The sequence below is a fragment of the Streptosporangium sp. NPDC000396 genome, assembly GCF_042898655.1.
Lineage (GTDB): Bacteria > Actinomycetota > Actinomycetes > Streptosporangiales > Streptosporangiaceae > Streptosporangium.
This window is the reverse complement of sequence record NZ_JBIAZA010000028.1, coordinates 113,069-124,964: the sequence shown is the minus strand read 5'-3', so window position 1 is coordinate 124,964 and position 11,896 is coordinate 113,069. Positions and strand designations below refer to the sequence as shown.

The window sequence follows — 11,896 nt, the reverse complement described above, 5'->3', positions numbered from 1 at the left end:
CGGAGAAGCGGGAACTCCCTCCGGGAGAACGTTCGCGGCGTAAGTCGCGGGCTGCCTGATGTGTGCTCACATTCGATCACACTTCAGGTAACGGTTAACGTCCATGCGGTTGGTCATCGCGCGATGCAGCTGGCAATACCCCGTGGGATGGATGTCCAGTGGGGTTTCTATCTCAAGGCCGAACGGTTCGCCTCGATGGGAGTCGTCTGCTGCCCGAACAGGCACGCTCCTGATTACAGGTGCCCGACAGGTCGGCGCTAACCAGCGCTGGCGGGGTCATCACGGGTCGGCACAACATCAGTACGCGGCAGCGGTGTTGGCGGTGTTGACGCTCGCTTGGATGACTCGGACTGTGGATTGAGAGCCGGGGACTAGTCTTGCTCCATGCGCCTCGTCATCGCTCGCTGCACGGTGGATTACATAGGCCGTCTATCTGCCCATCTACCGCTGGCAACTCGTTTGGTGATCTTGAAAGCTGACAGCTCGGTCTCCATTCATGCCGACGACCGGGCCTTCAAGCCTCTGAACTGGATGAACCCGCCATGCAAGCTCCGTGAGGAAGAGGGCACCTGGACGGTGACCCACGGCAAGACCGGTGAGAAACTCGTTCTCACCATGGAGGAGATCCTCCACGACTCCAGCCACGAGCTGGGCGTGGACCCCGGCCTGATCAAGGACGGCGTCGAGGCCCACCTGCAGGAGCTGCTCGCCGAGCACATCAGCACGCTGGGCGCGGGCTGGACGCTGATCCGCCGCGAATACATGACGGCGATCGGCCCGGTGGACATCCTCTGCCGCGACCACACGGGCGCGACCGTGGCCGTGGAGATCAAGCGACGCGGTGACATCGACGGCGTCGAGCAGCTCACCCGCTACCTGGAGCTGCTCAACCGCGATCCCCTGCTGGCCCCGGTGAAGGGCATCTTCGCCGCCCAGGAGATCAAGCCGCAGGCCCGCGTCCTCGCCACCGACCGGGGCATCGACTGCGTCACCCTCGACTACGACGCGCTGCGCGGCATCGAGCCGGAGAACCCCACCCTGTTCTGACCGCCCGCGCCCCGCTCGCCACCGGCCGGTGTTCATCGGCCGGTCCGGCCGTGTCCTTCGAACGGAGGACACGGCGTTCCACCGGTCGTTGGTGCCGCGAAAGCCGTACGGGAACGACGCTTGAGGCATGACGACGGCGGTGAGAGTACGAGGCCTGACCAAGCGATACGGCGATGTGCAGGCGGTCGGGGGCATCGACCTCGACATCAGCGCGGGCGAGGTGTTCGCGATCCTGGGCCCGAACGGAGCCGGGAAGTCCACCACGGTGGAGATCATGGAGGGATACCGGACCCGGGACGGCGGAGAGGTCAGCGTGCTGGGCACCGACCCGAACCGGCCGACCAGGGAGTGGCGCTCGCGGATCGGCGTGGTCCTGCAGACGACCAACGACGTGGCCGAGGCGACCGTGCGGGTGATCGTACTCACCACCTACGAGACCGATCAGGACATCGTGCGGGCGGTCGAAGCCGGAGCCGCGGGATACCTGCTGAAGGACACGTCCAGGGCCGACCTGCTGGGCGCGGTCGTCTCGGCGGCGCGAGGCGAGACCGTGCTGTCGCCGTCGGTGGCCACCCGGCTGGTCACCCGGATGCGAGCCCCGGTGACCGAGTCACTGTCGCCGCGCGAGGTCGAAGTGCTCACCCTGGTGGCCGAAGGGCTGACCAATGCGAAGGTCGGCAAGGCCCTGTTCGTCAGCGAGACCACGGTCAAAACCCATTTGCTGCGCGTCTTCGGCAAGCTCGGCGTCTCCGACCGCACCGCCGCCGTCATCACGGCCCTGGGCCGGGGGCTCCTCACCCGTTGACGCGCTCCCCGGCCTGAGCTTCGCGGCGCCCGGGACGGACCTCACCTCTCACCCGTGGACAGAAGCGGCTTGACTGGTCAGTCAGGTTTGTGACCTTCTTGCATGGTCGACGCAAGAGATAGCAAACTTACTCTTCCGTAAAAAGGATCTTGCACCCATAATGGGGGATTCTGGGGCCAGGATCATGAGGTGGAAGTGATAAAGCGAGGAATTGTCAAGCCCAAACTAAAGGCAGGGACTTGACATGAATGGAAGATCGTACCGGGGAATGTCAGCGGAGGAGCGGCTGGCGGAACGCCGGGAGCGCCTGATCACCGCGGCGTACACGCTCTACTCCGACCCTGGCTTTCCCGAAACCACGATCGAGAGGCTGTGCGCAGCGGCGCGCATCTCCAATCGCGCGTTCTACGAGTGCTTCTCCGGACGCAACGAGTTGATGCAGGCGGTGCACGACAGATGCGTGCATGAGACCCTGATGTCGGTGTCGAAGTCCATCGAGGAGGCACCCAACACGCTGCTCAGCCGGGTCGAGGCAGGCATCGCCGGATATATCAACTTCGTCACCGAGGATAGACGCCGTGCCCGGATCATGCACCTGGAGGTGCGCCGGGCGGGCGACTGCCTGACCAAATCACGACAGCAGGCCGTAACGGCCTTCAGCCAGATCATCGAGACCAATGTCTCTGATTTGCCCGAGGCCGCCAAGGCCAACCGGCATCTGCTCGCACTGGGGATGATCGGCGCGATTCAGGAACTGCTCATCGAATGGGTGCTGGCCGATGACCCGCCCGCGATCGATCACCTGATCAGCACCGCCGTGCACATTTTCTACCGGTCCTTTGCGACGTGATCATCCCTCACGCCGTTTACCGGAGCTTAATCACTCAACGTGATTTCCCGACCGTGTGACATGTGAGATTTCGACGGCGGTGTCCGGGACTCGAGCGCAACCGCATGTGGTCTGCCGGTCGCGCTTGACGGGGGTGAGGCCGCCAAGAACGGGGGCGGGCATACGCGAGACCCGCCCCCTCGATATGTTCCGGCTCTCGCTGGGCCCCGAAACCAGCGTTGACCGGGATCAGGCCACCGCGGCCATGGAGAGCTCGACGGTGAGCACCCGGTTGAGCCGGGTCACCGCCAGCACCCGCATGATCCGGGGCGGCACCCCTCGCAGAATGAGGCGGCGTCCCGCGCCCAGTGCGCGGCGATGCGTGCCGACCAGCACGCCGAGGCCGGTGGCGTCGATCATCTCCAGCCCGGAAAGATCCACGATCAGGTCACCGTCACCGGAATCGACTGCGTCGTGCAGCCGCGGGCGCACTCCGGCAACGGTGCCCACGTCGAGTCGATTGCCGACGCTGACCACCTGAGCTTCGGGGTTTCCAGTGACGCGCATGCCTCCTCCTCAAGTCTGGCCACGAGATGAACGTGGCCGGACAAAACCACGCTGCGCCACCACACCATCGGTCACGCAACGCAGTTATACGATGCCATAACGTAAAAGAAGATGCGAACCTCCCCCGTTCGCAAGCTCGCTCTTCCTCCCATCATGGGATGCCCCTCCCCCAAACTTAGGAAAAGATGCTGACTAGAACCAACCTTTTTCCTGCGCGACGCGGATGGCGGTGATCCGGTTGGTGGCGCCCAGCTTGGTGATGGCACTGGACAGATAGTTGCGCACGGTCCCCTCGGTGAGGTGCAACGAGGCCGCGATCTCACCGACCGAGGCACCCTGTGCGGCCAGGGCCAGGGCGTCCCGCTCGCGCGAGGTGAGCGGACTCTCCCCCGCCATCATCGCCGAGGCCGCCATCTCCGGGTCGAGATAGCGCCCGCCTGAGTGGACCTTGCGGATCGCCGCCGCCAGTTCGTCGGCGGAGGCGTCCTTGGGGATGAAACCGCGGACCCCGGCCGCGAGCGCCCGCCTCAGATAGCCGGGCCGGCCGAAGCTGGTCAGCATCAGCACCGCGTGACCGGGCAGCGTCTCGGCCACGCTCAGCCCGTCCATCCCCGGCATCTCGATGTCCAGCACGACCACGTCGGGGTGGTGATCCCGTACGGCCTGCGCCACCAGGTCGCCCCTGGCCACCTCGGCCACCACCTCGATGTCCGGCTCCAGACCTAGCAGCGTGGCGATCGCCCCCCGGATCAGATGCTCATCGTCGGCCAGCAGCACCCGGATCATCGAACTCCCTCCAGCGGGATCGTCGCCCGCAACCTGAACTCTCCCGCACCGCCCGCACCGGCGGTGACGACGCCTCCTACGGCGGCCACCCGCTCCGACAGCCCGAGCAGGCCGGTGCCGCCGCGCCCGCTCATCCCGTCCACACCGTTATTGACCATCTCCAGCACGGCCTCGCCGTCGCGGAGCGCGATGGCGATCCGGCACCGGGTCGCCGAGCTGTGCCGGAGCACGTTGGTGGTGCCCTCGCGGACCACCCATGCCAGCAGGGTGCCCTGCTCCTCGGGGATCTCGTCGTGCGGGCTCTCCAGCGTGCAGCGGATGCCGCCCGCCTCCAGCACCGCCACCATGCTGCGCAGCTCGGCGTCGAGGTCGACCGTGCGGTAGCCGCGCACCGCGGCCCGGATCTCCTTCAGCGCCTCCCGCGCCAGCCCCCGCACCTCGGCCATCTCGGCGGCGGCCCGCTCCGCGTCGGTCTTCGCCAGTTTGACGGCCACCTCGCTCTTGACCGCGATCGCGGAGAGACTGTGCCCGACCAGATCGTGCAGGTCACGGGAGAAGCGGAGCCGCTCCTCGGTGACGGCCAGCCGGGCCTGGGCCGCCTTGCCCTCCTCCGCCGTCCTGGCCACCTTCCAGAACCAGAGCTGGAGCCGGTTCGCCCACGGAATCACCAGGGCCATCCCCAGATAGGCGCCGACGGCGGTACCGGCCTCCTCCCCGGCGTAGGGGCGGGCGACGAACGCGGGAACGGCGGTGTCCCACGATGTGAGGAGCATGGGGACGGCGGTCGCGCCGACGGTGACGACGAGCGAGCCGAACCTGTTCAGCAGCGGCACCACGGCCGATGCCCAGGCCGGGGCCAGCAACCCCCACGCCCAGAGGTAGCTGCCCTGGGTCAGCAGCAGGGCCAGCACGACGGCGCCCGAGGCGACGATCTCCCGCGTCGCGGTGGTGCCGTCCACGGCGGCCCTGATCATTCGCATGTAGAGGACGGTGAAGGCGGACAGCCCGGCCAGGCCGATGATCAGGCCGGGGACCGAGATCGCCTCCTTTTTCTCGCCGACCTCGATCATGACACCGGCGAAGCCGCCGGCCCAGGCCAGGAAGATGCCCCCGGTCAGCGAGTGGACGGTCCACCGGCGGAACCGCTCGACGGGGGACCGCTTCCTGCGCCGGGGAATCACAAAGCGGGGAAGCGTTCGAGGGAGCAGAGAGAGGGCGAAGCGCCCGAAGCGCCTCGCCCCCTTCTTTTCAGCATTTATCAGCATTTCGTGATGAACGTTATCCGTGCCGGGGTTCCCACCGGAACAGCCACCGGGCCATCAGGCTCGCCACCACGATCCAGGCCAGCAGGATCCCGATCGAGGGCAGCGCCCCCGTCCACTGCTGAACCATGGTCAGCGCCTCGCCACTGCCGGAGAAGTGGTCCGTGCCGAGGAAGGCCGTGCGCATGATCTTCACGACCGGGGTCACCGGGAGCAGGTTGGAGATCACCCCCAGCGGTCCGGGGAGAGCGTCGGAGGGGAAGGCCAGCGGCGCGCCGATCATCATGACCAGGATCACCGGCAGCACCGTGATCTGGGCCAGCTCGGCGTTGGGCGTGATCCCGGAGAAGGCCGCCGCGAGCAGCACGAACAGCGCCACGCCCAGGACCGCCGCGACCAGCAGCAGCGGCAGGTTGGCCGGCAGGATCCCGTGGGTCTGGTGCATCCAGACCGCCATCAGCGCCACCTGGCCGAGGTAGAGGGCGAGCGCGCCCAGCGCGCTGCCGCCGAGAACCGCCTCCGCGGACGGCTGGCCCCCGCGCAGCCGCTTGAGCACCAGCTCCTCACGCCGGGCCGTGAAGGAGTTGACCAGGTTGATGAAGACCGCGAACCCCAGCATCAGGCCGGGAGCCCCACTCAGGACGAAAAGCCGCCCGGGCGCACCGGCGATGGTCGCGCCCTCCGGCTGGGTCTGGGTGAATATCCAGGCCATCGCGAGCGGCAGCAGCAACACGTTGACCAGCACCGTGGTGTTCCTCGCCACCAGGGTCAGGTCGACTTTCGCCAGCCGTACGGCGTGCAGAACATCGGTCCTCATGATCACTCACCACTCCTCATCCGCATCCGCTGCCCGGCCGCTTGCCCTTCGCCGGCCGCTCCACCCGTCACTCCCGATCCGTCCCGCCTCATCGCCCTTCTCCCACCACTCGCATGAAGGCGTCCTCAAGGGTTCCCCGGCGTACGGCCAGCCGCTCCAGAACCTCGCCGCGCTCGTCGGCCCACGCCAGCAGCGGCCGGAGCGCGGCGTGCGCGCGAGCCTCGGCCCGCCCACCGGTCAAGGTGTAGACGATCTCGGTGCCGCCGTCGGCGTAGGTCAGCGTGGGGGCGACGCCGTCGAGGACGGGCAGGTCGCCGAAAGACCAGGAGGCGCCAGGAAGCCGGAAGGCGACGGTGTCGCCGGAACCCGCCACCACCTCCTCGACCGTGCCGTAGGTGTGGATCCGGCCCTCGTGCATGATGGCCAGCCGGTTGGCGAGGCGCTCGGCCTCCTCCAGGTAGTGGGTGGTGAGCAGCACCGTGGTGCCGTTGGCCCGCAGGTTCTCGATCACCTTCCACGTGGCGCGGCGGGCCTCGGGGTCCATTCCGGTGGTCGGCTCGTCCAGGAAGAGCAGCTCGGGAGTCGACAGCACCGCGAGCGCGAGGTCGAGCCTGCGCTTCTGGCCGCCGGACAACTGCCGGACCTTGGTCCTGGCCTTGTTCTCCAGGTTGACCAGCTCCAGCGCCCCCATGGTCTGCCGGTCCACGCCCTTGATCCGGCCCAGCAGGTTGAAGCCCCCGGACGGCTCGGCGGTGCCGGACAGGGTGACCGGACGCCCGGCGTCCTTGCTCAGCCCTCTCCAGAGGTCCACGGTCTCGGCCACGGTGAGGTCACCGAGGAAGCCGCCCTCCTGGAGCATGATCCCCACACGGGGCCGCAGCTCGCGGTGCTGCCTGACCGGGTCGAGGCCCAGCACCCGGACGGTGCCGGCGGTGGCGGCCCTGAAGCCCTCCAGGACCTCCATCGTGGTGGTCTTGCCGGCGCCGTTCGTGCCGAGCAGGGCGAACAGCTCTCCCCTGGAGACGGTGAAGGAGATGCCGCGCACGGCCTCGAAGTCACCGTAGCTCTGCCGGAACCCGCCGACCTCGATCACGTTCTCGAGGCCGGCGGTTCCGCTGCCGGTCACGTCCGCAAGCTGTCGTGTTCTCATGCGGACAATCTTGATATTTCCGCGTTTTAGCAGGTAGTCGCCGATATCACCGGAGAGCTACGGATCTTTCAGCTCCGGGGGATGACAAATGTCATCTACCGGCGGGGCGGCAACGCCGGACGGCGGCGGGAGGGACGGGTCACCAGGTCGGGCGGGGTCACCGCGGGACGCTCCTCCAGCGCGGCCAGCGCGAGCCGTACGGCCTCCTCGATCTGCGGATCACGACCGGCGGCCCAGTCACCGGGAGTGACGTCCACCTCGACGTCCGGGTCGACACCGTAGTTCTCCACGTCCCAGCCGAGCCCCTCGAACCAGAACGCGTACTTCGGCACGGTGATCTGCGACCCGTCGACGAGACGGTGGTTGCCGTCGATGCCGATGACGCCGCCCCAGGTGCGGGTGCCCACCACCGGTCCGAGCTTGTAGATCTTGAAGGCGGCCGTGACGATGTCGCCGTCGGATCCTGCGTCCTGGTCGGCGACCGCGACCAGCGGGCCGCGCGGAGCCTCCTCCGGGTAGGTGACCGGTGTCAGGCCCCTGGGCATGTCCCAGGCGATGACCTTGCGGATCAGCTTCTCGATGACGAGCTGCGAGGTGTGACCGCCCCGGTTGCCCCGGACGTCCACGACGAGCCCTTCGAAGGCCATCTCCCTGCGCAGGTCACGGTGGAACTGCGCCCAGCCCTCGGCGACCATGTCCGGGATGTGCAGGTAGCCGAGACGGCCGCCGCCCAGCTCGCGGACGTGCGCCCGGCGCCCGGCCACCCAGTCCTGGTAGCGCAGGCGCCGGTCGTTGCGCAGCAGCGTGACGACCACCCGCCGCCCGCCGCCGAGCGTCAGCTCGACCGGCTTGTCCGCCGCGCCGACCAGCAACGCCGCCGGGCCCTCCGGCGGCACCGGGCGGCCGTCGACCGCGAGCAGCGTCTCCCCCGGGTGGATCCCCACGCCGGGCGCGGCCAGCGGCGAGCGGGCGTGCACGTCCGAGGACTCGCCGGGCAGCACCCGGTCCACCTGCCAGCGGCCGTCGCCGTTCCTGGACAGGTCGGCGCCGAGCAGGCCGACCGCGTCGGACGCGGCATATCCCCACGGGGCGGCGGTGACATAAGCGTGCGAGCTGCCGAGCTCTCCGGAGACCTCCCAGAGCAGGTCGGCGAAGTCGTCGGCGGTGGCGACGCGGTCCACCAGCGGCCGATACTCCTCCAGTACGGCCTCCCACTCGACGTCCGCCATGTCGTCGACCCAGAAGTCGGCCCGTATCCGGCGGCCCAGCTGGGTGTAGGCGTGCCGCCGGTAGGCCTGCGGGTCGGCGATGATCCGGATCCGTGACAGGTCGACGGTCGCGTCGTCGCCGTTCTTTCCGGTGACCGGACGGGCCGTGAGCGTGCCCTTGTCGGAGACGACGAGCTGGGTGCCGTCGCCGCTCACCCGGTACCAGTCGAGCTTGTCGACCACTTCCTCCCACTTGCGCTTGGCCAGGTCGTAGCGGTCCAGCGCGGGCCTGGGGGCCTCGCCCCCCACCTCGTCCCGGTCCTCGCCGAGCTCTCCGGCCAGCGGTTCGCGCAGCCAGACGAACCCGCCCTTGACCGCGCTGAGCGCCGAGTAGCGGCCCTCGGGGACCGGCACCTGCACCACCCTGGCGGCGATGCCGTCCAGGTCGACGGTGATCGCGGTGTCGTCCTTCCGTTTCTTGTCATCGTCGTCGGGATCGCTGACCGGCCGGCCCTCGGAGCTGGGCGCGAACGGCGACGGGGTGCTCGCGGCCAGAGGCACCAGGTAGGGGCGGTATCCGAACGGGAAGGACAGGTCGAACGAGTGCGCGTCGTAGACCGGGTCGAAGCCCCGGCGGGACAGGAAAGCCAGATGATCTCCGGCGAACGCGGGCGAGACGTCCGCGAACCGGCCGTCGGTGACATCGGTGACGACGCGGTCCACCACGCGGGCCAGCCGGATCCGGCGCAGCGGCCTGGCCTCCGGGTGCGACCAGGCCAGCCAGGCGGAGTCGGGCGACCAGGCCAGCCCGTCGATCTCGCCGTTGGCCCGGGCCAGCTCGGTGACCTCACCGGACGCCACGTCCACCAGGAGCAGCCGGCCGTCCCGTGCCGCCACCGCGATCGTGTTCCCGTCGGGTGCGACGGCCAGATCGCCGACCTCGCCCAGCTTGCCCGCGGCGATCCTGCGGCTCTCCCCGCCGCTGGCCGGGCAGATCTCCAGTCCCTGGTTCTCTCCGTCGTCGAAGACCCACACCACCCGGTCCGTGCCGAGAACGCGCGGCTTCCCCGCGGCCAGGCCGGTGCTGAGCTGCCGTGCCGGGCCATCCCGATGGGTGAGCCAGTGCACCGTCCCCTGGACCTCCACCGCGCTGGCCCGCCCGGTCGCGTCCACGGCCAGGTCGTGCAGCCGCCACGTCGGATTGACCTGGTACGGCTGCCGCCCCCGGAGCGGGGAGCCGAGCCTGATGTCGAGCTTGCGCGCCTCGGCGTCGAGGCCGTCCAGCAGATACAGGTCCCCGGCGTTCTGGTAGACGATCCGGGTTCCGTCGGTGGTGGCGTGCCGGGCGTAGAAGACGTCGTGGTCGGTGTGGCGGCGCAGGTCGGTGCCGTCCAGCGCGCAGGAGTAGAGGTTGCCCACGCCCTCGTGGTCGGAGAGGAAGACCAGGCGTCCGCCGACGAGCATCGGGCTGGCGAAGTGGCCGTTCACATCCGCCATGAGCCGGGTGAAGTCACCGTCCGCCTGCTGGACCCACAGGCGCCCCGCCGTACCGCCCCGGTAGCGTTTCCAGGTCGCCGGATCGCGGGCGAGGGAGGCGGTGAGCAGCGCCACCGCCCCCTCGGTGACCGCCAGGTCGGTGACCGGGCCGTAGGGCAACCGCTCGATCTGACCCTCGCCGAGCGAGTAAGCCCAGGTGCGTGAGGTGAATGGCTGGCCCGTCGCGCTGATCGCGAGAATCCTGCCGTCCGGCGTCCAGCCGCGCGTGCGGGTGCGGGGATCACCCCAGTAGGTCAGCCGCTCGGCGGAACCGGATTCCAAGTCGGCCAGGAACACCTCGGGATCGCCGTCGCGAACGCTTGTCCAGGCGACCTTCGTGGCGTCGGGCGAGAGACGGGGATGGCTCGCGGGTGCCCGGTCCGAGGAGAGGCGCCAGGCTCGACCTCCATCCGCGGGAGCCGCCCAGACGTCGTCGTCGGCGACGAACGTCAACATCTCCCGGGAGACGTGAGGAAATCGCAGGTAAAAACCAGAAACCATTGGTAAAGCATATGTCTGCCATCTGGTTGACCTTGATTATTTTCCCGGTCGATACGCTGAGCCCTATGACGCGAGCTGACAGGGACAAGCCGGTGGTGCTCTCCAAGATCTACACCCGCACCGGCGACGACGGCACGACCGCCCTCGGAGACATGAGTCGCACCCGCAAGACCGATCCCCGCCTGGCCGCCTACGCGGATGTGGAGGAGGCCAACGCGGCGATCGGCGTGGCCTTGGCCATGGGTTCCCTCCCCGAGGACATCACCGCGGTCCTCTCCCGGATCCAGAACGAGCTGTTCGACGTCGGCGCCGACCTGTGCACCCCGGTCGTGGAGAACCCCGAGTTCCCGCCGCTGCGGGTCGAGCCCTCCTACGTCGAGTGGCTGGAGGCGCGGTGCGACGAGTTCAACGAACGGCTTGAGCCCCTGCGCAGTTTCATCCTCCCGGGCGGCACCCCGGTCGTCGCCCAGCTCCACGTGGCCAGGACGGTGACCCGGCGGGCCGAGCGGAGCGTCTGGTCGGCCCTGGAGGCCCATGACGACGTCAACCCGCTGACCGCGAAATACCTCAACCGGCTGAGCGACCTGATGTTCATCCTCTGCCGGATCGCCGCCGGCGGCGACGAGATCCTCTGGAAGCCCGGCGCCACCCGCTAGACACGTGACTTCTTGATCACCTGAGCGAGCATTTCGACTCGGACCCCACGCGCCTCGGCAGCCAGAGGGCGAAGGTCTTTGCCGTCTCCCGTCAGGATCAGCGCCGGCCCCTCCGCTTCGGCGTACGCCACCACCAACGCGTCCACGGCGGAGGGAAGCGCCTTACGCTCGGCGCGCGTCATGGACGCGAGCGCCTTGGTGCGCAGACTCGCCGCACGCCTGGCAAGCTCCTTCGGAAGCTCGGTGCGGGGGCTCCGTGCCGGGGGAAAACGGTTGACGTCGGCGTCTCGTGCGGCGTTTCCCGTCAGGCACTCCACCAACACCACCGAGGGAATGAGGGGCGGCCACGTGTCTTCCCGGTGAAGGCGGCGCATGACGGCGATCGCCTCGGGGGTCCTGGCCGCCAGAAATGTGACAGCCCCCGAATCAAGGATCAAACGCGGCACGTCTAGGAGGCCATCCGTTTGGTTTCCCGAGAGGGGTCGACACGGTTCATGAGCTCGTCCGCGTATCTTTCCGCCGTCGCCCACTCCTCGTCCGTGACACCACGGTCAACCAGCTCGGCTTCGACCTCGGTGATGTAGTCGTCCATCTCGCTGGCGAGAATGGCATCGCGCACCGCCTTCTGGAAGATTTCGGAGGCGTTGAGCTTGCGGTGCCTCTTGAGCTGCGCGTCGAGCTCATCGTCGATGTAGACGTTCCTGCGAGCCATACACACAACTATACACACAG

At 68.5% G+C, this 11,896-nt stretch carries 12 protein-coding genes; 4 read left to right on the top strand and 8 right to left on the bottom strand.

Going from position 1 to position 11,896, the window contains the following annotated elements:
- Positions 1–384: 384 nt before the first annotated feature.
- The 3 genes from nucS (at position 385) to ACFY2X_RS35590 (ending at position 2,702) form a co-directional block, all read left to right on the top strand.
- Entirely contained in the window at positions 385–1,047 is a 663-nt protein-coding gene (nucS, locus tag ACFY2X_RS35600) for an endonuclease NucS (protein ID WP_389947325.1), read from the top strand.
- Positions 1,048–1,174: 127 nt separating this feature from the next.
- The gene (locus ACFY2X_RS35595; RefSeq protein ID WP_389947323.1) at positions 1,175–1,852 is read left to right on the top strand and encodes a LuxR C-terminal-related transcriptional regulator; all 678 of its coding nucleotides are present in this window, start codon (positions 1,175–1,177) and stop codon (positions 1,850–1,852) included.
- Between the two features lie 268 nt (positions 1,853–2,120).
- On the top strand, positions 2,121–2,702 hold the full coding sequence (locus ACFY2X_RS35590; protein ID WP_389947321.1) for a TetR/AcrR family transcriptional regulator: 582 nt from the start codon (positions 2,121–2,123) through the stop codon (positions 2,700–2,702).
- Positions 2,703–2,930: 228 nt separating this feature from the next.
- On the opposite strand, the gene ACFY2X_RS35585 is transcribed toward ACFY2X_RS35590, so the two are convergent.
- The 6 genes from ACFY2X_RS35585 to ACFY2X_RS35560 form a co-directional block, all read right to left on the bottom strand.
- Positions 2,931–3,248, bottom strand: coding sequence for an STAS domain-containing protein (locus ACFY2X_RS35585; RefSeq protein ID WP_389947319.1), 318 nt, complete (start codon positions 3,246–3,248; stop codon positions 2,931–2,933).
- Positions 3,249–3,440: 192 nt separating this feature from the next.
- Positions 3,441–4,034: a DNA-binding response regulator gene (locus tag ACFY2X_RS35580; protein WP_389947318.1), complete on the bottom strand. Its 594-nt coding sequence runs from the start codon at positions 4,032–4,034 to the stop codon at positions 3,441–3,443.
- Positions 4,031–5,299, bottom strand: coding sequence for a sensor histidine kinase (locus ACFY2X_RS35575; protein WP_389947316.1), 1,269 nt, complete (start codon positions 5,297–5,299; stop codon positions 4,031–4,033). Before ACFY2X_RS35575 ends, ACFY2X_RS35580 begins: the two co-directional genes overlap by 4 nt.
- A gap of 13 nt (positions 5,300–5,312) precedes the next feature.
- On the bottom strand, positions 5,313–6,113 hold the full coding sequence (locus ACFY2X_RS35570; RefSeq protein WP_389947314.1) for an ABC transporter permease: 801 nt from the start codon (positions 6,111–6,113) through the stop codon (positions 5,313–5,315).
- A gap of 88 nt (positions 6,114–6,201) precedes the next feature.
- Positions 6,202–7,263, bottom strand: a complete 1,062-nt coding sequence (locus ACFY2X_RS35565; protein WP_389947313.1) for an ATP-binding cassette domain-containing protein — start codon at positions 7,261–7,263, stop codon at positions 6,202–6,204.
- Between the two features lie 95 nt (positions 7,264–7,358).
- Positions 7,359–10,508: a S41 family peptidase gene (locus ACFY2X_RS35560; RefSeq protein ID WP_389947311.1), complete on the bottom strand. Its 3,150-nt coding sequence runs from the start codon at positions 10,506–10,508 to the stop codon at positions 7,359–7,361.
- 65 nt (positions 10,509–10,573) lie between these two features.
- On the opposite strand from ACFY2X_RS35560, the gene ACFY2X_RS35555 reads away from it, so the two are divergent.
- Entirely contained in the window at positions 10,574–11,164 is a 591-nt protein-coding gene (locus ACFY2X_RS35555) for a cob(I)yrinic acid a,c-diamide adenosyltransferase (protein ID WP_389947309.1), read from the top strand.
- On the opposite strand, the gene ACFY2X_RS35550 is transcribed toward ACFY2X_RS35555, so the two are convergent.
- The gene (locus ACFY2X_RS35550; protein ID WP_389947307.1) at positions 11,161–11,610 is read right to left on the bottom strand and encodes a hypothetical protein; all 450 of its coding nucleotides are present in this window, start codon (positions 11,608–11,610) and stop codon (positions 11,161–11,163) included. The two genes, ACFY2X_RS35555 and ACFY2X_RS35550, sit on opposite strands and share 4 nt — an antisense overlap.
- A gap of 2 nt (positions 11,611–11,612) precedes the next feature.
- Positions 11,613–11,876 (bottom strand): hypothetical protein, encoded by a 264-nt coding sequence (locus tag ACFY2X_RS35545; RefSeq protein ID WP_389947305.1) that lies wholly within the window; start codon positions 11,874–11,876, stop codon positions 11,613–11,615.
- Positions 11,877–11,896: the final 20 nt, after the last annotated feature.

Bases quoted from the DNA above. Each gene is read 5' to 3' on its own strand.
- nucS (WP_389947325.1), top strand. From the start codon at position 385: ATGCGCCTCGTCATCGCTCGCTGCACGGTGGATTACATAGGCCGTCTA.
- ACFY2X_RS35595 (WP_389947323.1), top strand. From the start codon at position 1,175: ATGACGACGGCGGTGAGAGTACGAGGCCTGACCAAGCGATACGGCGAT.
- ACFY2X_RS35590 (WP_389947321.1), top strand. From the start codon at position 2,121: ATGTCAGCGGAGGAGCGGCTGGCGGAACGCCGGGAGCGCCTGATCACC.
- ACFY2X_RS35585 (WP_389947319.1), bottom strand. From the start codon at position 3,248: ATGCGCGTCACTGGAAACCCCGAAGCTCAGGTGGTCAGCGTCGGCAAT.
- ACFY2X_RS35580 (WP_389947318.1), bottom strand. From the start codon at position 4,034: ATGATCCGGGTGCTGCTGGCCGACGATGAGCATCTGATCCGGGGGGCG.
- ACFY2X_RS35575 (WP_389947316.1), bottom strand. From the start codon at position 5,299: ATGCTGATAAATGCTGAAAAGAAGGGGGCGAGGCGCTTCGGGCGCTTC.
- ACFY2X_RS35570 (WP_389947314.1), bottom strand. From the start codon at position 6,113: ATGAGGACCGATGTTCTGCACGCCGTACGGCTGGCGAAAGTCGACCTG.
- ACFY2X_RS35565 (WP_389947313.1), bottom strand. From the start codon at position 7,263: ATGAGAACACGACAGCTTGCGGACGTGACCGGCAGCGGAACCGCCGGC.
- ACFY2X_RS35560 (WP_389947311.1), bottom strand. From the start codon at position 10,508: ATGGTTTCTGGTTTTTACCTGCGATTTCCTCACGTCTCCCGGGAGATG.
- ACFY2X_RS35555 (WP_389947309.1), top strand. From the start codon at position 10,574: ATGACGCGAGCTGACAGGGACAAGCCGGTGGTGCTCTCCAAGATCTAC.
- ACFY2X_RS35545 (WP_389947305.1), bottom strand. From the start codon at position 11,876: ATGGCTCGCAGGAACGTCTACATCGACGATGAGCTCGACGCGCAGCTC.